Source organism: Marinomonas hwangdonensis (genome assembly GCF_003721245.1).
In the GTDB taxonomy this organism is placed as follows: Bacteria; Pseudomonadota; Gammaproteobacteria; order Pseudomonadales; family Marinomonadaceae; genus Marinomonas; species Marinomonas hwangdonensis.
Genome location: NZ_RIZG01000004.1, coordinates 236264 through 260111, shown reverse-complemented (window position 1 = coordinate 260111; position 23848 = coordinate 236264). Strand labels below are relative to the sequence as shown.

The 23848-nt window shown below is 44.4% G+C and carries 23 protein-coding genes; 12 read left to right on the top strand and 11 right to left on the bottom strand.

All coding sequences use genetic code 11. The annotated features are described in order from the left end of the window. From recR to EBI00_RS09090, 5 genes are all read right to left on the bottom strand, one after another. Positions 1–594 carry a recombination mediator RecR gene (gene recR / locus EBI00_RS09110; protein ID WP_123095618.1) on the bottom strand — a complete coding sequence of 198 codons (594 nt, stop codon included), beginning with the start codon at positions 592–594 and terminating at the stop codon, positions 1–3. 9 nt (positions 595–603) lie between these two features. Beyond that, positions 604–930, bottom strand: coding sequence for a YbaB/EbfC family nucleoid-associated protein (locus EBI00_RS09105; RefSeq protein ID WP_123095617.1), 327 nt, complete (start codon positions 928–930; stop codon positions 604–606). A gap of 18 nt (positions 931–948) precedes the next feature. After that, the gene (gene dnaX, locus EBI00_RS09100; RefSeq protein WP_123095616.1) at positions 949–3018 is read right to left on the bottom strand and encodes a DNA polymerase III subunit gamma/tau; all 2070 of its coding nucleotides are present in this window, start codon (positions 3016–3018) and stop codon (positions 949–951) included. 285 nt (positions 3019–3303) lie between these two features. Then, on the bottom strand, positions 3304–4299 hold the full coding sequence (gene trhO, locus EBI00_RS09095) for an oxygen-dependent tRNA uridine(34) hydroxylase TrhO (protein WP_123095615.1): 996 nt from the start codon (positions 4297–4299) through the stop codon (positions 3304–3306). A gap of 66 nt (positions 4300–4365) precedes the next feature. Continuing rightward, on the bottom strand, positions 4366–5121 hold the full coding sequence (locus EBI00_RS09090) for a 2OG-Fe(II) oxygenase (protein ID WP_241556995.1): 756 nt from the start codon (positions 5119–5121) through the stop codon (positions 4366–4368). Positions 5122–5151: 30 nt separating this feature from the next. On the opposite strand from EBI00_RS09090, the gene radD reads away from it, so the two are divergent. Then, positions 5152–6909, top strand: coding sequence for a DNA repair helicase RadD (gene radD / locus EBI00_RS09085; RefSeq protein WP_123095614.1), 1758 nt, complete (start codon positions 5152–5154; stop codon positions 6907–6909). 37 nt (positions 6910–6946) lie between these two features. Here the strand turns inward: radD and EBI00_RS09080 are convergent, their stop codons facing one another. Both EBI00_RS09080 and EBI00_RS09075 read right to left on the bottom strand, forming a co-directional pair. Continuing rightward, positions 6947–7534 carry a TetR/AcrR family transcriptional regulator gene (locus tag EBI00_RS09080; protein WP_123095613.1) on the bottom strand — a complete coding sequence of 196 codons (588 nt, stop codon included), beginning with the start codon at positions 7532–7534 and terminating at the stop codon, positions 6947–6949. 65 nt (positions 7535–7599) lie between these two features. Further along, complete coding sequence (locus EBI00_RS09075) at positions 7600–8364, bottom strand: DUF1499 domain-containing protein (RefSeq protein WP_123095682.1); 765 nt, start codon at positions 8362–8364, stop codon at positions 7600–7602. A 278-nt stretch (positions 8365–8642) separates the two neighbouring features. On the opposite strand from EBI00_RS09075, the gene EBI00_RS09070 reads away from it, so the two are divergent. Next, positions 8643–9371 carry a tRNA-uridine aminocarboxypropyltransferase gene (locus tag EBI00_RS09070; protein ID WP_123095612.1) on the top strand — a complete coding sequence of 243 codons (729 nt, stop codon included), beginning with the start codon at positions 8643–8645 and terminating at the stop codon, positions 9369–9371. Here the strand turns inward: EBI00_RS09070 and EBI00_RS09065 are convergent. Then, entirely contained in the window at positions 9351–9833 is a 483-nt protein-coding gene (locus EBI00_RS09065; protein WP_123095611.1) for a DUF2947 family protein, read from the bottom strand. The genes EBI00_RS09070 and EBI00_RS09065 overlap by 21 nt on opposite strands. A 162-nt stretch (positions 9834–9995) precedes the next feature. On the opposite strand from EBI00_RS09065, the gene EBI00_RS09060 reads away from it, so the two are divergent. Beyond that, positions 9996–10187 carry a hypothetical protein gene (locus tag EBI00_RS09060; protein WP_123095610.1) on the top strand — a complete coding sequence of 64 codons (192 nt, stop codon included), beginning with the start codon at positions 9996–9998 and terminating at the stop codon, positions 10185–10187. A 239-nt stretch (positions 10188–10426) separates the two neighbouring features. Beyond that, positions 10427–11071: an HAD family hydrolase gene (locus EBI00_RS09055; protein ID WP_123095609.1), complete on the top strand. Its 645-nt coding sequence runs from the start codon at positions 10427–10429 to the stop codon at positions 11069–11071. 78 nt (positions 11072–11149) lie between these two features. On the opposite strand, the gene EBI00_RS09050 is transcribed toward EBI00_RS09055, so the two are convergent. Beyond that, entirely contained in the window at positions 11150–12178 is a 1029-nt protein-coding gene (locus EBI00_RS09050; protein ID WP_123095608.1) for a nucleoid-associated protein, read from the bottom strand. Between the two features lie 106 nt (positions 12179–12284). Here EBI00_RS09050 and EBI00_RS09045 point away from each other — a divergent pair, with 106 nt between their 5' ends. The 3 genes from EBI00_RS09045 to EBI00_RS09035 all read left to right on the top strand — a co-directional run bounded on the left by EBI00_RS09045 (position 12285) and on the right by EBI00_RS09035 (position 14017). After that, positions 12285–12602: a hypothetical protein gene (locus EBI00_RS09045; protein WP_123095607.1), complete on the top strand. Its 318-nt coding sequence runs from the start codon at positions 12285–12287 to the stop codon at positions 12600–12602. Between the two features lie 150 nt (positions 12603–12752). Next, entirely contained in the window at positions 12753–13175 is a 423-nt protein-coding gene (locus EBI00_RS09040) for a VOC family protein (RefSeq protein WP_123095606.1), read from the top strand. A 224-nt stretch (positions 13176–13399) separates the two neighbouring features. Continuing rightward, on the top strand, positions 13400–14017 hold the full coding sequence (locus tag EBI00_RS09035; RefSeq protein ID WP_241556993.1) for an OmpA family protein: 618 nt from the start codon (positions 13400–13402) through the stop codon (positions 14015–14017). Positions 14018–14071: 54 nt separating this feature from the next. Here the strand turns inward: EBI00_RS09035 and EBI00_RS09030 are convergent, their stop codons facing one another. Continuing rightward, entirely contained in the window at positions 14072–17224 is a 3153-nt protein-coding gene (locus EBI00_RS09030; RefSeq protein ID WP_123095605.1) for an EAL domain-containing protein, read from the bottom strand. A 223-nt stretch (positions 17225–17447) separates the two neighbouring features. On the opposite strand from EBI00_RS09030, the gene EBI00_RS09025 reads away from it, so the two are divergent. The 3 genes from EBI00_RS09025 (at position 17448) to EBI00_RS09015 (ending at position 21445) form a co-directional block, all read left to right on the top strand. After that, complete coding sequence (locus EBI00_RS09025) at positions 17448–19355, top strand: tetratricopeptide repeat-containing diguanylate cyclase (protein ID WP_123095604.1); 1908 nt, start codon at positions 17448–17450, stop codon at positions 19353–19355. A 100-nt stretch (positions 19356–19455) separates the two neighbouring features. Beyond that, entirely contained in the window at positions 19456–20502 is a 1047-nt protein-coding gene (locus EBI00_RS09020) for an NAD(P)/FAD-dependent oxidoreductase (protein ID WP_123095603.1), read from the top strand. Positions 20503–20584: 82 nt separating this feature from the next. Further along, positions 20585–21445, top strand: a complete 861-nt coding sequence (locus tag EBI00_RS09015) for an NAD(P)-dependent oxidoreductase (RefSeq protein WP_123095602.1) — start codon at positions 20585–20587, stop codon at positions 21443–21445. Between the two features lie 41 nt (positions 21446–21486). Here EBI00_RS09015 and EBI00_RS09010 read toward each other — a convergent pair whose 3' ends face one another. Continuing rightward, positions 21487–22044, bottom strand: a complete 558-nt coding sequence (locus tag EBI00_RS09010; protein ID WP_123095601.1) for a histidine phosphatase family protein — start codon at positions 22042–22044, stop codon at positions 21487–21489. Positions 22045–22351: 307 nt separating this feature from the next. Here EBI00_RS09010 and abiEi point away from each other — a divergent pair, with 307 nt between their 5' ends. Both abiEi and EBI00_RS09000 read left to right on the top strand, forming a co-directional pair. Further along, positions 22352–22876 carry a type IV toxin-antitoxin system AbiEi family antitoxin gene (gene abiEi, locus EBI00_RS09005; protein ID WP_123095600.1) on the top strand — a complete coding sequence of 175 codons (525 nt, stop codon included), beginning with the start codon at positions 22352–22354 and terminating at the stop codon, positions 22874–22876. A 124-nt stretch (positions 22877–23000) separates the two neighbouring features. Continuing rightward, entirely contained in the window at positions 23001–23768 is a 768-nt protein-coding gene (locus tag EBI00_RS09000; protein WP_241556992.1) for a nucleotidyl transferase AbiEii/AbiGii toxin family protein, read from the top strand. Positions 23769–23848 lie beyond the last annotated feature (80 nt).

Below are 23848 nucleotides of genomic sequence, written 5' to 3'. Positions count from 1 at the left end.
CTAGAGTTTCTTCCGTCCCTCTAGCGCTAAAGCCAGAGTGTTTCCATCAACGTATTCCAATTCACCGCCCATAGGAACGCCATGAGCGATACGGCTTACATTGATGTTTAATGTTTTTAATTTTTCAGCAATATAGTGGCAAGTGGCCTCACCTTCTACCGTCGAGTTAGTGGCAATAATGGCTTCTTCTACTTGATTGTGTTGAACCAAAATTTCCAAACGGTCTAAACCCAATTCTTCAGGGCCAATGCCATCAATCGGTGACAGATGCCCCAAGAGTACAAAGTAGCGCCCCTTAAAACTGCCGGCTGATTCAATGGCCACCACATCGGCGGGCGTTTCAACAATACACAAAGACTTGGCATCGCGGTCTGGGTCTTGACACAACTGACATTCGGTCTCTTCTGTTAAAGTACGACAACTGGAGCAGCGCCCGACTTTGTCAAGCGCTTCTCTTAGTGCGTTCGCGAGTCTGTCTGCCCCTTGGTGATCGCGCTCTAGTAGGTACAGGGCCATTTTTTGGGCCGATCTTGGCCCAACGCCCGGCAAACAACGCAAAGACTCAATCAATTCTTTTATTAAGGGACTAAACAACACACTCTCCTAAAAGGGCATTTTAAAACCAGGTGGCAAAGACATACCCGCTGTCGCTGCGGCCATTTTTTCTTTTTGGCTGACTTCGATATTGCGTACGGCATCGTTAACGGCCGCGGCAATCAAGTCTTCTAGCATTTCTTTATCATCACCAAACAAAGAATCGTCGATAGAAACGCGTTTCACATCGTGTCGGCCTGTCATCAAGATTTTCACTAAGCCAGCGCCAGACTGACCTTCGACTTCCATGTTCGCCACTTCTTCTTGGGCTTTTTGCATATTTTCTTGCATTTGCTGCGCTTGGCGCATCATATTACCCATTCCACCTTTAAACATACTCTCTACACTCCTATTTTAGGCTTTGACTTTAACCGTATCATAAACTAATTGTGCGCCCATAGTGGCAGATAATGCCTGCACGACGGGATGCGAATTCAAATGCTCGATTGCGACCTGCAAGGCTTCAGCGCGCTTACTGGCGGCAAACTCTTCAGCGGTCACACCACTGGTGTCTTCTACTGTGTCTATAATCAAGGGCACAGGCATCGCGAAAAACTCACTCAATGCACCCTGTATTTGTTCATAGCGAAGTTGATTTAACATGTGTCCGTATTCTAATGGCACCTCTAAACGAATCCCTTGTTCACTGGCATCCACTAAACTGGAATTCATCAGAATGTTTTGCACCAAGCCTGTCAGCGGCAAACGGGGCGCCAGTAACCACCAAACCTGCATCGTCAGCTGATTAAAATGCGTTAGTTCAGGCATAGGTAACCCTAAAGCAGGCTGAGCAATGGTGTCGGGTATTTTTGATAATCGCGTGTCTGGCTCGATATTTTCCTCGCTGACGAGAGGCTCAGCAGGCGAACTGACAAGCGCGTCGACTAATTCGGCGGCGGGGTTATATGGGTCTGCAACATCGGCAATACTCCTAACCTGCTCGTCCTCCTCATCCCCTACCGCATCTTCGTCTTGCAAGTCAGCAACAGGTGCCTCTTCCCAAGGCGGATGTTCAGCGTACGGCGACGAGCTTGGTGGCGGCGCATGGTCAACCTCAGACCTAGGTACGAGCAAAGGCTCTGGCTCTGGCTCTGGTTCTGGTTCTGGTTCTGGTTCTGGGACGACTTGATCTTCTAGGGCATTTTTGGGCTCTAGCTCTGGTGTATATTCAGGCTCAGGTACAAGTTCAGGCTCTGGTGCATATTCAGGCTCTGATTCAGATTCTGGCTCAGTCTCAGCCTGAGCAAAGTTGTGCTGTGCGTTGGCTGGGTGCGCGTTACTGCCCGTATGGGTGTGCTGCACAACGGGCGGAGCACTATGGCTGACCGCAATGGGTGGCGTTGGACGAAATGCAATCAAGCGCAGCATGAGCATTTCAAAACCCGCCCTTGCCGAGTGAGCCAAAGGCAAATCGCGACGACCAATCAGCAAGTTTTGGTACATGACTTGTATTTCTTCAGCACTAACGCTGGCCGCGACTGCTCGAATTCTCGCTAAGTCACCCAGTTGATCTTCTAAGGCACCCGGCACTTGCTGCTCTATAGCGATGCGATGCAGAACATCTAGTAAACTGCCACAAATAGCGGTGAAGTCCGGCTGATAGTCGGCCAATTTTTCAATACGGGACAAAACATTCGCGGCGTTTTTCGCGGCGACACTTTCTAACAAATCCAACACCTGAGTTTGATTAACCAAACCCAACATGGCGGTCACACCCGATTCTGAAATAGCGCCATTACCAAACGCAATCGCTTGATCCGTTAGACTCAAGGCATCACGCATACTGCCATTGGCGGCTTGACCAATTTGCCATAATGCCGCCTGCTCGAAGCCTACTTGCTCAGCGTTTAAGACTGTCTGTAAATAATCCACAACGCGCTGAGAAGACATATTCTTCAGATTGAATTGCAAACAACGGGACAGTACAGTGACCGGCAATTTTTGTGGATCTGTGGTTGCTAACAAAAACTTGACGTGTGCCGGAGGTTCTTCAAGGGTTTTTAGCAAGGCATTGAAGGAATGCGTCGACAGCATGTGTACTTCGTCTATCAGGTAGACTTTAAAACGACCACGAGTGGGTGCGTATTGCACGTTTTCTAATAATTCTCGGGTATCTTCTACTTTGGTTCGAGAGGCCGCATCCACTTCAATCAGATCAACGAAACGACCTTCAGCGATTTCTCTACAGCTATCACAAGTTCCACAAGGCTCAGGCGTAATACCGTTGGTCTCACAGTTCAAGCACTTAGCAAAAATTCGCGCAATCGTCGTTTTACCCACACCGCGCGTTCCGGTAAATAGATAGGCGTGATGTAAACGCTGTTGGCGCAAAGCGTTTACTAAGGCTTGAAGAACGTGGTCTTGTCCTGCCATGTCAAGAAACGTCTGCGGACGCCATTTACGTGCTAAAACTTGATAACTCATGATGGATACTGGCTGATAAAAAGCGATTTTTTATTGTACGGTAGTAGAGCGTATTTCGGAACCATTCTAAGCGCACAGAGAGTTAGGTAATCAGAAGAAAAAACACAAAAGGTCATTTCTTGGATCAATTTTGATCAATTTCTGACATTTGAAAAATTGTGATATTAAACAGGGCGACTCACTAAAAATAATTAAGAGAGCCGCTTAAATAGTGCCATTTAAAAAGCGTGGACAAGAAACCTGTTAACCGTGCAGAGCAGGCTTTCTCGAACACACATTGACAAACTAGCCTACTTTAGATTCACGCACTTTGCGTTGACGCTCTTTTTCTAGGGCTTTTTCTAAACGGTGCTTCTCAACGGCATCCAGTACATCCGCCCCAATATGCTCTTCACCTCGCGCACGAGCAAGCTGAACCTGACGCTCGCGTTCAATAAAACGCTGGCGCTGTTCGTCCGTGAATTTTTCAAAGCAATGCACACAGCTCACACCTTGAATGTAGTGTTCGCTCTGCTTTTCTTCTTCGGTAATTGGCATACGACACGCGTGACACTGGTCGTATTCGCCTTTTTGCAAATCGTGATTGACCGAAACACGATTATCAAAAACAAAGCACTCACCTTCCCATAGAGTGTCTTCTTTCGGCACTTCTTCCAAGTACTTTAAGATTCCGCCTTCAAGGTGATACACCTCTTCGAAGCCTTGCTCAAGCATGTAAGCGGTGGATTTTTCACAACGAATCCCGCCTGTACAAAACATAGCGACCTTTTTATGCTTTGCAGGGTCCATGCTTTCTTTCACGTACGCTGGAAACTCACGAAAGGTTTCTGTCTTTGGATTAATGGCGTTTTTGAAGGTACCGATTTGCACTTCGTAATCGTTTCGCGTGTCGACCAGCACCACATCAGGATCAGAAATCAGCGCATTCCAATCTTGAGGCTTAACATACGTACCCACCACACGCTTTGGGTCAATGCCTTCAACACCCATGGTGACGATTTCTTTTTTCAACTTAACTTTTGTGCGATAAAAAGGCATATCTTCATCGTAAGATTCTTTGGATACGATATTGTCCAAGCCCGGCTGTTGATCTAACCATGTCAAAATGGCATCAATACCTTCTCGAGACCCCGCCACTGTACCGTTAATACCTTCGCTGGCAAGCAACAAGGTGCCACGGATACCGTTATCTTCTAAGGTTTTTTGAAGAGGTTCACGAAGGGACTCAAAATGGGGTAAAGCAACAAATTTGTAAAGGGCACACACTACGACTTTAGACATAACTTTCTCCTATGCGATCTGGAACGTAAAACCAGAGCAATTAAACAAGGCGCGTATTATAGAGACTTATTGGTCTGGATCAAGCGTACTCCCCGTCGTATTATTAACACGAAACCAACCGGCGATACTGTGACGAGTTCGATTCGCCAACTTTACTTCGTGATAAAAACATTCGCTTAAAAAAACCGCCAACCGGCCTTTCTTTGGAAAAAACCGTCCAACCTCAATGGATGGGTCATTTTCATCGTAAATCACCAGCTCGCCACCATCGCCTTCTTGCCACTCCTCGTTCAAATACAACACAGTGGACAAAATACGATTACTCTCTCCCTTAAACGCGTCTATATGCTTTTCATAAAACGCGCCTTCTTCGTAACGAGCAAAATGCGCCTCATAATCAAACAGACCAAGAAACAAACGGCGATTCAGAGCAACACGTAATTCAGCCATCATTTTTAAGAAGTCTGTGCGTATAGGTTTATCAGGATCGATCCACTGAATGTAATCACGACGTGCATCCAAGACAATTTGATGGTCTTGTTTTCGACCCACACCCGCCTGCAACATAAAAGCATTTTGTATGCTTTCAGCTTCATCCATAAGTGCCTGAGTGAAGTTCGTAGAAAAAAATTCATCTTGAACACTCCAACCTTTCGTTTGCAAATCCATCAATAGATTTTCAAACGGTTCTTCACGGCTAAACGCCGGAATAGAATTCTCAACATAAAGTTGGGGGGCGGGAAGCACATGGGTAGACATAGATAGATTAATCACTTCTAAAAAGGCAAAATAACGTAGGCTGTTATGATACTGTAGCCACACACACAAAAACACCAAGATTTCGCCCTTTTTATGACCCAAACCTTTCAATTACGCGACTATCAAATACAAGCCGTGGACGCCTGTTTGGCGCATTTTCGTCATACAAATGACCCCGCGGTTATTGTGCTTCCTACCGGCGCAGGCAAAAGTTTGGTCATAGCAGAACTAAGTCGATTGGCAAAAGGTCGCGTCGTTTGCCTGGCTCATGTCAAAGAGCTTGTCGAACAAAATCACGCAAAATTTATCGCAACCGGGACATCTGCTGGTATTTTTTCAGCGGGTCTCAGACAAAAAAACAGCGCCGAAAAAACAACCTTCGCCAGCATTCAGTCGTTATCTGCCAATCTCTCTGATTTCAATGCCCCTGCCAGCTTAATCATTATCGACGAATGCCATCGTGTTGGCATAGAAGACGAAGGCCAATACCTCAAGACCATCGAGCACTTTCGCACACTGAATCCACAAGTAAAAATTCTTGGCTTGACCGCCACGCCCTACCGCTTAGGCAGCGGCTGGATCTACCAACATCATTACCATGGCTACACTCGGCATTGCCCTGAGGGATTTTTCAAAAAATGCATTTTTGAACTCCCCTTACAACACATGGTAAAGAAAGGCTATTTGACCCCGCCCATTCATTATGACGCGGCCATCGCTCATTATGACTTTAGCCTACTGACTGAAAGCCTAGATGGAGAGCAAAACACCGACGATATCGCGTTAAATGAACTTATTCACAAATACCCACGTGTGACCCAAGCCGTCACCGAGCAGATCCTTCAGCTAAGCACCGATCGACAAGGTGTGATGATTTTTGCCGCGACCATTGATCAAGCGAAAGAAATTGTTGGGTATCTACCCACCGACAAAACGGCGCTCGTAACAGGCAAAACCAAACTAAAACACCGGGACGCCTTGATCTCAGCTTTTAAAGCCAAGGAGATTAAATTCCTCGTCAATGTATCGGTATTAACCACAGGATTTGACGCGCCACATGTGGACGTTATTGCCATTTTACGCCCAACACAATCTATTAGCCTATTTCAACAAATTGTTGGCCGAGGGTTACGCTTAAGCCCTGGTAAAAAAGACTGTCTCGTCTTGGACTACACGAACAACGGCTACAATATTTTCCAGCCAGAAATAGGAGAAAAACGCCCAACTCCAGATTCCGTTGCTGTACAAATACATTGCCCTGCTTGCGATTTTGCCAACACTTTCTGGGGGAGAAAAGACGCTGAAGGCAATGTCCTTGAACATTTTGGGCGCCGCTGCCATGGCTTAATCGAAGCGGACGGTATAGAAGAACAGTGTACCTACCGCTTTCGCTTTAAACGCTGCCCCTATTGCAATGAAGAAAATGACATCGCCGCACGACAATGCCAACATTGTGCGGAAAAACTGATCGACGCCGATGACTTACTCAGGAACGCACTTAACTTAAAAGACAACAAAGTACTACGCTGTGCAGGCATCACGCCCAAAATAAACAGCAAAGATAAGAGCCTTAAAATCACCTACCATGATGAAGACGGCTTAACACTGTCGGAGATATTTCGCTTTAACTTCAAAAAATCACGCCAAACATTTAATGATGTCTTTGCACGCCGAATCGCCAATGGCAGCCAATCTATTGCGTTTGAAACCCTTGAAGACGTAGAGCGTTTTTTACCCTACTTACCCATACCCGACTTTGTGATCGCGAAAAAACAAAAACAACACTGGCAAGTCACTGAAAGGCTGTTTGATTATCAAGGTCCGTATCGCAAAGCCAATACCCTAAATTGATCTAGGAATGTTAACAAGAAAAACAACCATGAATTCCTTAGCCTTTCTTTTTAAGAGCATTTCGATAAGACACATCGAAAGGCAAGTTCATCCGTTGTAATTGGTCAATGGCCGTCTGGCCTAATTCCCCTTTAGACACACCGTTTAATAAAACAAACCAATAATTGGCAATCATGTTTTCCGCAAAAATACAGGCGGTTTTATCATCAACCCCAACCTGCTTGAATCGCTTAACAATACCGTCTGAAATTACCGTCATTTGATGGGTATGAAATCCGCCATTCGCCAAACTGTCTAGCAACACCTGACGTGTAAATTCGGCGAATTTGTCATAGAAATCAAACAATGCTTGCGCCATTTGCAAGAGGTAATCAATAGGAGAAGAACTGGGCTTCTGATCGACAACAGCCGCACGCAATGCAGCGTCCATTTCGTCAAAGAAAATGTCTTTTACCAGAGCCAGCTTATCAGGAAAATGCACAAATAAAGTCCCGACGGCAATACCCGCCTGCTCACTTAAATAGCGCGTGCTGGTGGCTTCAATGCCTTGGGTAAGAAACGCTTGCTTAGCGATGATTTTGATTTTAGATCGAGTATTGGCTTTTTGTTGCTGACGAAGACCCACTGTCACATCTCCCAAAATAAGGTAGAAGGAGTCTAGCCTGTCTAAAAGGTGAACACGAGAACAAATTAACGCATTGAATTAAGACTTGGAAAAGAAGATCTGTCTAATACAGTGGCCAGATCTTTCATGAAAGATTCGATTCTCTCAGCGTTAACGCCAAAGTCGCCACTGCCTACTCTTGAGCATGATCTCATATCCACCCGGATCTCGCTTTGATTGCGTTGCGATATTCTTATGACAACATCATCGCGAAAACCAAAAATTGGCGTACGGGCCGTTGCTTCAATAATACCCGCCCCCGAGTAAACGGCCACAACCTCCCATTCACGCTCTTGAACCAATCGCAAAGCCGATTCAAACACCGTATCTTTATCTTTGGAGGAAAATAACGGCTTCACACCAGGATAATGCTCTTCCTGTATCGATGCCCACGCTTGATCGTAACGAACAGAATTTTCAGAGGAACTGCGAATGAAATTGACATTTAAAAAGGCGGGAGGAGTCTCGGTATCCGTCGTAATGTCATTTATGTTTGGCAAGTTGGTTCTTTGCAAATAAAAACCTATCCACATAACACTATAAACAAAAGAAATGATCAGCACTAACGCGAAAAAACGCTGACTGGCTAGATTTTTTTCTTTACGACAGACGCACAGCGACGCTACCGCTAACAATGACAAAATAAGAGAGAAGTAAACACTCTTACGTAACATGGAAAACCCTGTGATAGGTTCAAACATCCCAACACGAACACCCGCTATTGAAACAAACGCAACACAACCGACCAACATGAGAAGAATGTACAAAACGGGTGAGATATAACGACTCATAGACAACTCATCACGAAAAAGTAATAACTGAACCATATCCTGACTTGATCATTACGAACAGCTACAATAGCAAAGTTTTACCCCGTTCCTCTGTATTTGCATATTTTTTGTCAGAGTTTTGTCAGCGATATGCTCCACTCGACAGATACCACTTAGACATTGGCGACAAAAAATAGACATTGGCGAGAAAAAATAGACATTGGCGAGAAAAAAATCATAATAGCGCCTACTTGTATTCGAGCAAAACGCTCTACACGCCAACACAAGACGACAACGCAATGAAAAACACTCACACACAGCACTGTGTCGATATATTAAGAACGCAATGCAAAGCAGAATCCAAGCGCCCGTTTTTAGCTCGTGGCATCAATGTAATTCGCTGCCCCAATTGCTTAATGGCCGAATTCGCTTGTTTTTGTCATTTAAGAGCACAACAAGCCTGCCCCGTTGAGTTTATCCTGCTATTTCACCGAGACGAAATACACAAACCCACCAACAGCGGCCGACTCATTGCAGATCTTTTTCCCAACGACACCAAAGCATACGTGTGGAGCAGAACAGCACCATCAGACGAATTAATTCAACATTTAAACCGTAAAAAAGAACAATGCACCGTACTTTTTCCGCACACTGACACGGCACAAAGTCAAAATAGAAAGCAAAGAGTGCTACTCACGCCCATACAACACGAAAATCAGAAACATTGCTTCATCATCTTGGATGGCACTTGGAAGCAAGCCAGTAAGATGTTTCATCAAAGTGAGTGGTTAAAACACATCCCACATTTTGAACTAAGCAGCGCAGCCCAGCGCTCTTTTCTCGTTCGCCACGCCAGCCATGATATGCAATTTGCCACGGCAGAAGTGACCGCCATGCTATTACACACCTTAGGACATGAGTCGCAAAGCCAACAGCTGCTTCACTATTACCAAACTTTCAACGAACGCTGCCTAATGAGCCGCAAACGGGGCAATGACAGCAGCATGCTAGACAACACGAAGCAATAAATTCATCCAACCATTAGAATGAAATTGCGCCGCATGTTTCTTTTTCTTGCCCACCAAAACAGGACCATTATCTAGAAATAGAAACGCTTTCCAGCAACGCTGAAAAACACCCCATGGCAATTCAAACACCACATCACTATGACAACAAAAGAAAACCGTTGTGTCTTCTCCCCATGAAGCAAAGTGCTCTAATACCGCATCAGGTAAGGCAGACTGCTCACTGTCCCACACTTTTTCCCATTGCAACTTCCCATCCGTGACTTTAGCTGCGTCTTTGTTAAGCCAATCGTTCGCGGTGAAGTGATCAGGGTGCACCTGCCCATCACTGACATAATCTCGCCAAATTTGCGCCGCTCTTTCTTCACTCAGTAATCGTATTGCCTGCAAATCTTCTGGCATAACTTTTGGGTCTTGACGTTTAAAAATCCAATTTTTCGGAAACTGATCTAGCGATTGATACAATGAAAATTCCTTACAAAACAAAATAGGACTAAGAACATGATCGATGAAAAAAACTCACCTTTTTGATGAAAAAGGATCGTTTGTTCAATCGGTCAAGGTTCACTAATATTATAAATGTTGTAATAAAACAACATATCAATTAAATACTAACAGGAGAATATTATGGACTCTCAAGAACAATATGAAGCTTTACTTGCTAAATGGGGCTTTGAAGACACTACCGCTGAAGACCATGCCCGTCGTCAAAAACGCGCTCGTCGTGTCAAAGCTGTTGTTACTTTCTTTCAGAGCTCATTCAAAGCATTGAAAAAAGCCAGTAATCGCCCACAACGCTTAAGCCAAGTAACGAATTAAGCAAAGAAGCGAAACGTTAATAACAGCAATATAATAATCAATGCAGTTACGCTAGATGAGATTAATACTTTATTCATCTAGAAAAAACAGATCACCTAGCTCATAAAAATTAAATAATAGTATATCTTACATTCTTTGATTTTTTTTAAGGGGAGAAAAATAATAACACCTCCCTCCCTTCCTTAACCTACCTCAAGTTAGTTATGATCTTGGTTCATTCTCAACCAAGTATTTGACCTATGACGCAAGTATACAAAGCCATTATTTTTGACTGTGACGGTGTGATTGTAGACACAGAAAGTGTTTCTAATAAGATTCTCAAAACCATGCTAAGTGAATGCGGCCTAGAGCTGGATGATGACACCTTACACTCACAATTCACTGGGTTTACCAATAAACAAAATCTTACAAATGCTGAGAAACTGCTTGGCAAACCACTCCCCACAAACTTTGATGCAGATTATCGGCAGCGCTTTCATGACGCCATGGAGCAAAATCTGCAGCCAATTGATGGCGTTCAATCACTGCTGGGTAAAATCACCGTACCTATTGCAATGGCCACAAACGCTCGTCGTGAAGAAATGGATTATAAACTGCATAAGATCCAGCTGGCCGATCGATTTTCAACCCGCTTTTGTGTTGAAGACGTTGAGCATGGCAAACCGGCACCCGACCTTTATCTAAAAGCGGCGGCTGCGCTGGCCATCGACCCAAAAGACTGCCTAGTAATTGAAGATTCTGTTGCTGGCATTACAGCAGGCAGAGCGGCTGGAATGCGCGTGTTGGCGTTTAGCGAGACACTCGATGCCGATATGCAACTGGCGGCGGGGGCAACAGAGTGCTTCAAAACCATGAAAGAATTGGAAGGCTTGCTGGGACTGTAATCCTCTTTTAGCAAACCTTCTTGGTGCAATGCGGTCTTAACAGCAAGCGTCTAATTAGATCCTTTCAAAGCAAAGGGCCTAATTAGACATAGACTGCAGTTGTTTTAGCAACGTCTTCGGCAGATCCTTAATCGTAAGAGTGCCCGAGTCTGCGTCAAATACCACCGACTCTCCCAGCAAATCACTGTCAAAACTCAACGTCAGCGCTCTGGTGCTGCCGGATATTCTGGTGAGCTTTTTCAATGCCGCCTTTTCGACAAACATTTCCTTTTCCATTTTAAAGCTGTCTGAATCGGCTATTTCTAAAAACTTATTCGCTTGTTCGACTGAGAAGCGTGATTCTACCTGGGCAGCGATGTCTTTCATTGCTAAAGGCTCGTTGTCTTGCGCTTTGGCCTGACATTGCTCTGAAACAAGTTTCTTAAACTCGTTTGCCTGCTTCGCTGGAAAGCCCTCCGCTTGACAAAACGCCGAGGTTAAATCGACCAGTTTACGTGTCTCTTTCGCCGTGACTTTAGGCTCATCACAGCCAATAAATTGCGTAAAATAATCACTTTCAAATTTGGGGGCGCGACCCAAACGAAATGAGATGTAGCGCCCTTCATCACCAGATTGCCAAGCAGATAAATTGATGCGCAGCGACATGTGAAGCTTTTCCATCTCGATTTGCTCCACCTGAGATAAACTAAGATCTGACCCTAAACCAATCCCCTGCTTACGCTTCAACATAACAATGTATAAAAAATGCGTACCGTGCAGCTCAAAATGATTAAACCACAACAAGCCACCACCCGCTTCTTCGACGGGCTCTAGGTATTTCAAAAAATCAGCGGCACACACTTTAGTAAAACCCGAAAAATCCGTAAACGCATTTTCTTTGAAATAAGTCATCAACAACGAAGGCAACTGCGCCCCTTCGTCACTGCCTTGTGGATTTGCAAAGCGCCCTGTGCTCATACCAGAACGGTTGAATAAACTCGTGACCTGAGCAGACAAAACCTCGGCCTGATCATCGATGGGGTTCTCTGAAGGTCGTGCAATGAGCACAGCTTTGCGTTCTCCTTCGTTTTTTTGGATCTCATGTACAATTAAGTTGCTAATAGACACCAGCTACCTCTTACGTTTAATATGGAAGATTATGATCAGTTTTTAACCCATTACCCTATTACCATTAACCAACTAGCATGGCAGGATACAATCCTCCCCAGACACTATGATAAAACCCAAGACAACAAAAAAAGACACACGAAAAGAACTGGAGTCTCAGGTCGACCAATTTATCAAGGCAAATGGAACCATCCAGCAAGTCAACATGGGAGAATCTGGTCTCGTTGATGGCAAGTATAACACGAGCCACATCGGCTTTAACGAGCCCAAGCAAGAGAGAACCCCATTAAATCATGTAGTGGCCGCCATACAACAAAAAAAATCCTCGAAACCTTTTGCCCCTACTCAGGCCAAAAAGAAACCCAAAAAAACCATTATCTATGATGATTTTGGCGAACCTTTACGCTGGGTATGGGAAGAATAAAGCGCTGGGTGCAGCAAACATATGGCTTTGGGTATATTGGGTGTAAGTAAAATATGAATCTAAAGTGAGAGTTGCGTACCTCACTTTGTCTTATTCAAAACTAACTGCAATAATACATCACTTGTTGTTATTCATTTAGAAGGAATTGATATGTCCATTCGTTATCTACATGCCATGATCAGAACCGACAAACCAGAGGAAAGCCATCGTTTTTATACCGAAGGCCTAGGACTCATCCAGACGCGACGCATGGACAGTGAGAAGGGTCAGTTTTCATTGATTTATTACGCCACAGAAAAAGGCGCCCCAGAAGTTGAACTTACTCATAACTGGAGTGATCGAAGCTATACTGGCGGTGACCAATTTGGCCATCTCGCTTTCGAAGTAGATAACATTTATCAAATGTGTGAAAAACTGCAGTCTTTGGGCGTTACCATACTACGACCACCTCGTGATGGGCACATGGCTTTCATTAAAGACCCAAATGGTATATCCATCGAACTTTTACAGAAAGAGGGATCACTAGAAGCGGCAGAACCTTGGGTGTCCATGGAAAACACCGGCAGCTGGTAATAGTGAACTTTTGCGGGTAGCCTTCTTTAAGGCCACGGTTCACACTTTTTATCCAGTGTTATTCGCTGTAGGTTAATAAAGCTTTTCGGACAGTTACATTTCTTTACATAACTGTCCAAATATAAAATAAGGATACAAAATACCGTTAGCTAGAATGGTATTTTTTATCTAAACTGACTTTACTAAGATTAAAAGAGTGTATTAACAGCATGATGAAAAGCCTCATGAAACACATTAGCATTGCTGCCCTACTGTTTGCTTACAGCCATTTTGCTGTAGCGGAGAGTTTGTACGCCTCTAATGTGCAGACACGTCTAGCTGATGCTGATAGAGACGGTGTTATTGATGCTCGTGATCTTTGCCCAAATACATCTCAAGGTGCCGCTGTTGATAACGATGGTTGTCCTAGTAAAAATACTAAGCTACTTTCCGTTGAGCTAAACGTATTATTTGATACAGGTAAAGCCGAAATCAAACCTCGCTTTTACCCTGAGCTGAAAGATCTTGCTGACTTCTTAGCTGACCATCCTGATAGCAACGTTGTTATCGAAGGACACACTGACAGCCAGGGATCAGCTGAACTAAATAGCAGTCTATCTGAACAGCGGGCTGCTGCCATTGCTTCTGTGCTTGTTGACAGTTTCAGAATTAAACCTGACCGCGTTAAAAGTGTTGGCTATGGCCCAACAAGACCTATTGCCACCAATGAAACCCCTGAAGGCAGACGTCAAAACCGTCGAGTTGTTGCCGAAGTTTTCGCAAGACAACAATTTGCAAGTGAGCGCTGGACTATTTACAGTGTTGACCAGAGCCTAAATAACACAGCATTCAGAAAAAAATAGTCTCAGCCGCTCATAATACAGCAAGATCCGCAGTTGTGGCTTTCTTGTTTGGAATTAACTATTACCTCCCAGCAAGCTTGAGCCTTTTATGATTTTCTCAATATCGCTTGCTGGCATTGGCTTGGCAAACAAATACCCCTGAAAGTTATCGCAATGGCCAGACTTCAAAAACGCCCATTGCTGGTTCGTTTCTACTCCCTCAGCAACCACCCTAAGGTTCATTGCTTTTGCCAACGACAGTATTGAATGCACTATCGCAACGTCATCAAGATCATCAGGCAAACCTTTTACAAAACTTTGGTCTATTTTAAGCTCGCTGATAGGCAGTTGTTTCAAATACGCTAATGACGAATAACCCGTGCCAAAATCATCCAACGAAAAAGTAATGCCTAGGGCCTTTAATGCGGACATTTTGGCAATACTCTTATCTATATTTTGCGCTATCGCGCTTTCTGTCACTTCAAAAATCACTTGGCTGGGATCAAGTTGGTATTCCGTAAACGCCGCAACCGCCTGATCATAAAAGTGCTCATAAGATAACTGAAACTGACTAATATTCACCGCCACTTTCCAATCCAAATCAGGTGATACCGTTCGCCAACTCACGAGGTCTTGTAATACTCTGTGAAGCACAAAATCCTCCAAAGGCACAATGAGTTGATAAGCTTCTGCAATCGGGATAAAGATATCTGGACGAATCCAACCTTTTGTTGGATGAAGCCATCGCACCAAGGCTTCCAATTTAACAATGCGTGCATCTTGATTAACAACAGGCTGATAATGTACGGCCAGTTGACAGTCATTAATGGCGGCTCTTAATTCCGATTTTAGTGTTAACCGTTCAAGCAGACGCGCTTCCATATCAGAACTAAAAACGCACACTTGATTTTTGCCTTTTTTCTTGGCTTCATACATGGCGATATCGGCTTGCTTCATCAATGCACTTAAATCCACCTGTTCACCACAAAAAAAACTCACACCAATACTGGCTGACGTTTTAAGCCTTTCATTCTCTATAGTTAACGGTTTTTCAATCTCTTTAATAATACGCTCAGCAACAAGCAGCGCCTTTTCTTGAGCTTGTTCTTGGGATTGCCCTAACGATGACAACAACACACAAAACTCATCGCCCCCCAGTCGGGCAACGGTGTCATGGCATGTTAAAACACTCGACATCAGACGCTGACTGATTTCCACCAACAAGCGATCCCCAACGGTATGCCCTAATGCATCGTTGACGTTTTTAAAATCGTCTAAATCAACAAACAACAAGGCATTACAGTCGTCTTTTTGCTCCCTGTCAGAGCAAAGGCTTTCAATTCTCGCGGTCAATAGGCGTCTATTAGCAAGCTGAGTAAGAGGATCAAAATACGCCAGTTTTTCTATTTTTTCTTGCTGCTCCGTTAACGCGGTGATATCACGAATGGACGCAACGTAGAGCAATTTGTCATTGTATAAGGTTTCTTTTACAGCAATTTCTAGTGGGAAAATATCTCCGTTAGCTCGCTTGCCAGTCAAAGCCCGTGCTTTGCCCATGATGTCGTGCTTGGCTTTGGCGACCTTGTAATTATGCATGTGTTTATCGTGCGTCTTCGCATAGTGTTCGGGCATCAAAAACTTAACATTTTGGCCTACTAGCGTTTCCTGAGAATAACCAAAGATATCGAGCACCGCAGGGTTACACATCTGAATAACACCATCTTGATCCGTAGTAATAAGCCCTTCTACCATGGTGTTTAAAATCGTTGACTGCAAACGCGCCGACTCTTGAAGCATGATTTCATTGCGCTTCTGTGCGTCTATATCACTTTGAATAGCAATAAAGCCCTCCAACTCTCCCGACTCACTCAACAGGGGAGTACAAGACACACGTACCCAGTAAGCGCGACCAGATCGGGAATAATTAATGACTTCAACTTCAAACCCTTGCTTTTTAACAAAAGCGGCGTGCATTTTTTTTACGGTCAATAGATCTGTTTCTGGACCTTGAAGCAGCTCGCCAGGGGATTTTCCGCGGATATCTTCTAGCGTGTATTCGGTCAAACGCGTAAAGCCTGCATTCACCCAAACCGTCTTACCCCTAGCGTCTGTAATAACCACAGCATTGGTGGTTTGACTGGCAACCGCAGACAAATTGGCCAACTCCGCCTTGACCTTCTCTTGCGCTGCTTGACGATTAGACGCATCAACAATTTGGCCAATAGCTAGCATTAAAGGGTTGAGAAAAGCCACAAAATCCTCGTCGTACCCTCCTACTCGATTAGCCATGCCGACCATGGCAACCATTTTGTCACCGCTATTGATGGGAACACCTAAAAAGCTGTTTAAGTCAGGGTGCCCTTTTGGCAACCCTCCACTTCTAGCATCTTGGCTTGGATGGTTCGATATCACCGGCTGTTTAGTGCGCAATGCCGCGCCAAATAAAGAATCTAGGTTTCGGAACTCAACGCCATCTATGGTCCCCTGCGCGTAGATTTGCCGAGTTGCGTCATTCCAAGCGATATCGGTTATGGCGTAGGCTTTTAGATAAGGAACCCCTTCTTCGGAATACACCACATCACCAATAAAACCGTACTCACTGTTGGTAACTTTAAGAATGTCCTCAAGCAATAAGTTAAAGGCTTCTCTACGACTTTTTTGATTAATAAAATGGGATTGGGCACGAACGATCACTTCAGACAAGCGCTGCAGAGATTCAGAATCTTGGTAGGTTGACGGGCATTCTAAACGCTGAATTTCAAGCTGCGCAAGCTCGGCTATCTCTTTTAGAGTCTGCTGCTCTGAGGGCGACAAAGAGCGCGGTTTGATATCCATAATACACAAAGCACCTAAGGCAACACCCTTAGTGGAATAAAGCGGCATGGCGGCATAAAAGCGGATAAAAGGTGAGCCAACCACCATGGGATTATCAGCAAAACGCACATCTTCTAACGCATTTTTCACTTCAAATAGACCAGAGGATAAAATCGCATGACCACAGAAAGACACCTCTCGATCCGCCAACAAGCTAAGAGCGCCCTGTTTAGAGGCAAACATAAGAGATGACTCATCCACCCAAGAAAGAAACGATAATGAAACATCAAATACATTTTTAGCAAGACGGGTCAAACGATCAAAACAGGCATTCTCTTTGCCTTCTAAAAGAGATGACTGATACAGTTCCGCCAAACGCAGTGATTCATTATGAGGGTGAAGTGGTTTTTCCATTTATTTTTATACCAGCCATGTAATTGATTACCAAAATTATTGTATCAGTTTGTAAAGATGAACGAGTCCTTTATCATTACAATGGTAGACAGATACTTATTATTTTCAATTTTAATGGTTATTTAGTGTTTGTACGCGATTTCTCAGGTGTTGGGCGTTTTGTTTTTGACAGTCGGTCAAATAATGCATTAGATTTAGAGACCTCTAATCTTGGTCGTTTCTAATGCTTTCACTAGAATTCAAGGAAAAACGTCTCCACTACTTTTTGGCACTGCTCTTTGTTGTTTTTGTGTTACTACGCGTCCCTACATTGCAAGCCGATACGCCATGGGATAACACAGAACTATTAAGCCCATTAGCGTCAAACCGTATTGCTATAGCAATGCAAAAAATGAGTGCCGCAGCGGACGTTGGCAATCAAAAGCTTGTGATTGAAATACTCTCCAGAATCATTGTTGACTCAAACTCGATCGCCGAAAACGACTACATCGAGGTCAGTGCGAATGTTAGCCTAATACTTCGAAAAACAAATCAAACGGCTGCCACAAAAGCTTTGGCCGCGTTTTTGGTGAGTGAGGACGCTTCTTTTATGAAACTCGCCCCTCGCTACCGTTGGATGATGAAAATAAGCTATGACTTGATGTTTTTTACTGAATTTTCCACCCTCAAGAGCATACTAGATGTGGAGCTGGATACCATAAAAAAATGGACCCCAACCACGGATGACAGCAGAACAGTTCAAGCCAATCTCTATCATATTTATGGACAATTGCTTGTAAGGCAGCAACGTGTTGCCGAAGCATTGCCCTATTTTTATCAAGCCGAGGCTTGGTTTAAAGCCGTTGATGACAACCACCCTTCTATATTTGTTATACAAGTAATTTTGGGCGAAGCCTTTCTACAGGCAAAAGACTATCAACGCGCCGAGCAGTTTATTCGCCTTGCTTTAAACATGGTGCCAGAAGGCAGAGTCGATGCCATCAGCTATCTGTATGCTATTCTGGCGTCTGCTTTAGAACGACAGCAACGCCCTGTGGAAGCACTGGATGCTATTGAGACTTACCTTGCTAACCCCGTTGACCCAAGGCGTGATTATTTTTTGTATTTTTCCCTGATTCATATTGAAGTACTGCGTCATTTACAAGAATTTGATTTGGCGCTCGAGCTAGCAAAATCCACTCATGCTTTAGCAACAGAGGTGGGAAATGAAGATTATTTGAAAGATGCTACACGTCATCTCGGTTTTCTCTACGCCTACTTTAATCAGTTAGACAAAGCAAAGCGTCTTCTGAAAGAAGCCATAGAATCGCCCTCTCATATTCGTGAAGGCAACCCACCTCAGGCGTATCTAGACTACGTTGAGGTGCTCACAAAACTTGGCCAGTACCAAAGCGCATTGGGATACTATGCACGCTATCATTCCGCTTTTGTCGAAGAGAGCCAACGCATTAATCAAACAGAAATTGCTAACCTAGCATTTCAACAAGAAAACCAACGTCTTTCACAGCAGCAGGCTCTATCTGAAGCACAACTCGCCTTAGCGAAAGCCAATGAAAATCGAGCTCATTTACACACGCGAGTGTTGACCTGGGCCGCTACGACTCTCGTCATCATTGTAACCATCATTTCAGTGATGCTCTTTCAACTGCGTCGAAAAAGCATTCAGCTTCACCAGATGGCGATAGAAGATCAGCTCACAAAATTGGGTAACCGCCATGCATTCTTACACGCTTTGAAAAAGCCCAATTACACAGCATTGATCATTGCCGATATTGATGGTTTAAAGTTTTACAACGACAACTATGGCCATCAAAAGGGCGACGAATTGATAAAAAGCTATGCAAATCAAATGCAGAAAGTCCTTAGCCGAGCAGATGCTGAGCTGTTTAGAATAGGGGGTGATGAGTTCGCGATCTTATTTCATCACACCATACCCCACACAATCGTAAATGAATGGATGAAGGACGCCTTGACCAGGACTCAGCAGACGGGGTTTGCCAGAGTAGGCGCCAGCTATGGTCTCGCCATGCGGGACGAAGTACGCAACGACCAAGAGTTGATATCACTAGCAGACCAACGTATGTACACCATGAAAGAAGCCAACAAACCGACAACCGACTCAGTGCGCTAACGACACACTCTTAAAATCATGCACCGGAGACAGTGCACCAACAACTACATACTAGACACATTACAATGTATTACCCTGTAACCATAAAAAGAGAGATTTGATGTTCAACAAAGAGGCCAAGATACTCATAATAGGCGGCGGATTCGCCGGTGCTCGTGTCACACAAGACCTAGCAAAAGCGGGGTTCAACCATGTTAATTTAGTGGATAAAAAAGCCTACTTTGAAGTCACCTATGCAACGCTTCGCTCGCTGGGTCAGCCAGACCTAGGTAAACGTTCACGCCTACCTTATGAAACCTTTATTAAAGGCACCTTTCATCAAGGCGACGTCACCACCTTGACACACAATGCCGCCCTATTAGCCGATGGCAGTAAACTTGAGTTCGATATGGCGGTGATAGCAAGCGGCTCATCCTATTCGACTTTTCCCATCGCCAAATCACAAAACGCCATGCAGTTAGCCCAGCGAGAAACCGAATTAACCCACGCCCGTCAGCAACTCAATGACGCCAAAACCATCCTCATCGTAGGAGGCGGGATTGTTGGAGTCGAACTAGCGGGCGAGATAGCCGATCACTTCCCAGAAAAAACCGTCACATTAGTCCACGGCTCAGATCGCGTACTGCCAGAACTCAAACCCAAAGCCAGCCAACTGGCGGACAAGCAACTGAGCGCCCTTGGGGTTAAAATACAATACAACACCAGACTTAGCCCAAATGATGACCGCTACCAAAACGCGGATCTGGTTTATCACTGTGTGGGGGGCACGCCCAACACCAGTATGATGAAAGTGCATTTTAACGATCAATTAGACCAAAATGGCCGAATAAAAGTAGACGCTCAATTTCGTGTCGAAGGCACTCAGCATTTATTTGCCTTGGGTGATTGCGCTAATACCCCAGAAGGAAAATTAGGCTACTTAGCCGACAAACAAGCCTCTGCGTTGGCTAAAAACATCATAGCTATGGCCAACTATAAAACCCCCAAAGACTACAAACTCAACCCTATGGTATCCCTTGTACCGGTTGGTCGTCACCAAGGGTTTGTTCAGCTCCCCTTCGCGGTCACCACTTTAAAACTCATGGTCAACATGAAGCAAAAAGACCTGTTTATTAAAAAACAATGGAAAAACCTAAACGCAAACTGATCACATAATACTAACGACAACGTAAGATTAGCGATCATACGAAAACAACATCAGATAAAACCATTAGACAAGAGAGCGAATTATGATAAGTGTTGGATTTTTAGGACTAGGCATCATGGGCAAAGCCATGGCCGCAAATCTTCTAAAAGCGGGTTTTGACGTAACGGTTTGGAACAGAAACACCGCAAAATGCGAAGAACTGGTCGCATTAGGTGCTCACCAAGGTACAACACCAAAAGACGTTGCAGCGCATTGCGATATTACCTTTGCCATGGTGTCTGACCCAGAAGCGGCTCTGGCACTTTGCCAAGGCCCAGACGGCGTAGCCGCTGGAATTGGTGCTGGCCGAGGTTATGTCGATATGTCTACCGTGGATGACCACACCTCGCAAACCATCTCAGATCTCATCTCTCAAGCAGGCGGACGCTTTTTAGAAGCCCCCGTTTCCGGTACAAAAAAACCCGCAGAAGACGGCACCCTCATCATCTTAGCCGCGGGCGATGCCTCCCTTTACCAAGACGCACTACCAGCCTTTGAGGTCATGGGGAAAATGTCACCCTATCTTGGCGACGTCGGTCAAGGCGCAAACATGAAGCTGGTGGTCAACATGATGATGGGCGGCATGCTAAGCATCTTTAGCGAAGGTATGGCCTTAGGACAAAAAGCAGGCTTAGACGGGCAACAAATTTTAGACATAGTCGACGCGGGCGCCATGGCCAATCCCATGTTTAAAGGCAAAGGCGCCATGCTTCTCAATGAAGACTACACCACCAGCTTTCCCCTTAAACACATGCAAAAAGACTTACGCCTAGCCATCGCCTTAGGGGATCAACTAGAACAACCACTCCCCACGGCCGCCATCGCCAACGAAGCGTTCAAACAAGCCATAAAAGCGGGCTTAGCCGACAGCGACATCGCAGCCGTGTACAAGGTTGTTAAATAGTTATTAAAAAAAGTAGCCAAGTAACCACGATAACACGGCTGTTATCGTGGTTCGATGCGCGCTAAGATTTTGGCAGGCATCGTCAGAGGCAATGACAAAATAGCCGCTTCTCCTGAGCTAGGAAATACCTGCGTAAGCGCGGTGAAATTCACCTGATGAGTTACCAACACGGTTGGCTGATCCACAGATGGGGATGAAAACCGCTCCAGCACCTCAGCTGTTTGGCCGACTCTATCGCCTTGACCGGCAAAAAATGAATTCAACATTGGCAGAGGCATCACCTCATCAAGCGCCATTAAGCGCGCGGTTTCTAAACAACGACACCACTGACTGCTATAAACAGAAACCGAGCCCTCGTACTGACTTTTTATGTACTGACCCCAAGCAACAGACTGCCGACGACCAACGTCATTAAGATTGCGCTGTGTACTGCAATCATCCAACACAAAACCGTTAGGATCCCCACCACCAGGCGCCAAAGCATGACGCATAATCAAAATAGCATTACCCTCACGCCACGACTGCCAAGCCTCCGCTTCTGTCGCCGCCCAACTCACCAAAGGCCCAACACACAACAACAAACACACAAACCACCGCATCAACCCGTCCCCTTTATAATGACTGCCTTAATAGCATCGCGCCCCCAGTGAAAAGTACGCACCAACAAACCAAGAGGTTCAATATAAAAAGAGCGATGAAAGCATACACAAAAGCCAATGCTTAATAGAAAAGCTCATCATATCATTTCGAAGCAAAATACAGCCTCATACCATTAAGAGCTTATTTCAGTATATTAGGTCTACAAAGAAACACCTTAAAAGTAATATTTTGTAGACTTGAATGTTGTCTAATTAATCTACAAAGTCTACAATTTAATACCAATAGAGTAATAATTCGTAGACCATCATGAGTAAAAAAGAAAAATTACTGTCCGCACTGTCTCACGCTACTAAAGCTGGTGGGGGGGTTCATACGGCGGCAGAGATAGCATTTATGCTCAGCGAAAAGCATACCCCAGCTTTTACAAAGTTCCTCACAGATTGCGTAAAAAAAGGTGTGTTACGAAGAGTCGCAACCGGTATTTTTGAAAGCACAATAACGCCGCCTGATGGTTCAACAGCAATTTACAAGATTGTAAATAAGCTCAGAGGAGACGTTTTTAACTACATCAGCCTAGAGAGCCAACTTAGCTATACAGGTGATATTTCACAAATTGTTATGGACAGACTCACTGTGATGACAAAAGGCAGAAGTGGCATTTTTTCTACACCTTATGGGGTCATTGAGTTTACGCATACAAAAAAAACCATCGAGACAATCGCTCCTAATATTTATTTCGATTCAGATATCAAAATGTATCGAGCCAAAACACCCCAAGCTCTTATTGATTTAAAAAACTGTAATCGAAATCTGCACATGCTGGAGGCATAACATGCTCAAAGAAGTCATCAAACAAATTGTTAACACCAATCCTGAGTTCGCAGGGATAACTCCTGTTATAGAAAAAGAAATATTGCACCATGATATTATGGCGGTCATGGTAAAATAGGGAGTTATGCAGTCACTGACTTTTATTGGCGGCACATCACTTCGTTTATGTCACAACAGCTCTCGATTGTCTGAGGATTTAGACTTTAATGGAGGGCATGACTTTAAACCTGATGATTTTGATGGTCTGGAAGTCGAGATTCAAAAGTACATACAAAAAAAATATGAAACAGAAGTCTGGGTCAATAAGCCGAACCAAGTCAAACAAGGCGACACATCTTCTTGGAAAATCAGTATCGAAAAAGAAGCCAACCGCCCTGATCTACCACGTCAAAAAATGCATATCGACATTTGTGCTATCCCTTCTTTCGACATTGAAAAAAGACCACTGGTCAATCATTACGATGTCGTCGTTCCAACAGAAGGACTTTTGATCCCTGTACAGTCATTAGAAGAAACCTTGGCAGATAAATTCATTGCTCTAGCATACCGTTCCAGACGTATTAAACCTCGTGATGTTTGGGATATTCTTTGGATCAAACAAAGAGGTATTGACGTATCCATAGAGCTGATCAACAAAAAACTTGCGGCAAGAGAAAAAACAAAATCTCACTTCATAGAGTCGCTTACGCCTCAGGTCGAAAAATTACTCAACGAAGAAGAGGTAAAAGCCGACTTCAACAACGAAATGAGCCGTTTCATTCCAAGCCAAATTAAAGCTCGAACAATTGATAACCCAGAATATTGGCAATACGTGCAACTTGAGATTAAAAGCATGACAGACCCGATACTCAAAGCGGATTTACAGACAAAGAAATTTGATATGGGGCTTTAAACAGTATGGACTTCCCGTACCTCGCCAAAGCAAAAGCTTGGTACGCTGTCTCATATAAACACTTTGAATATTGGGCTGCT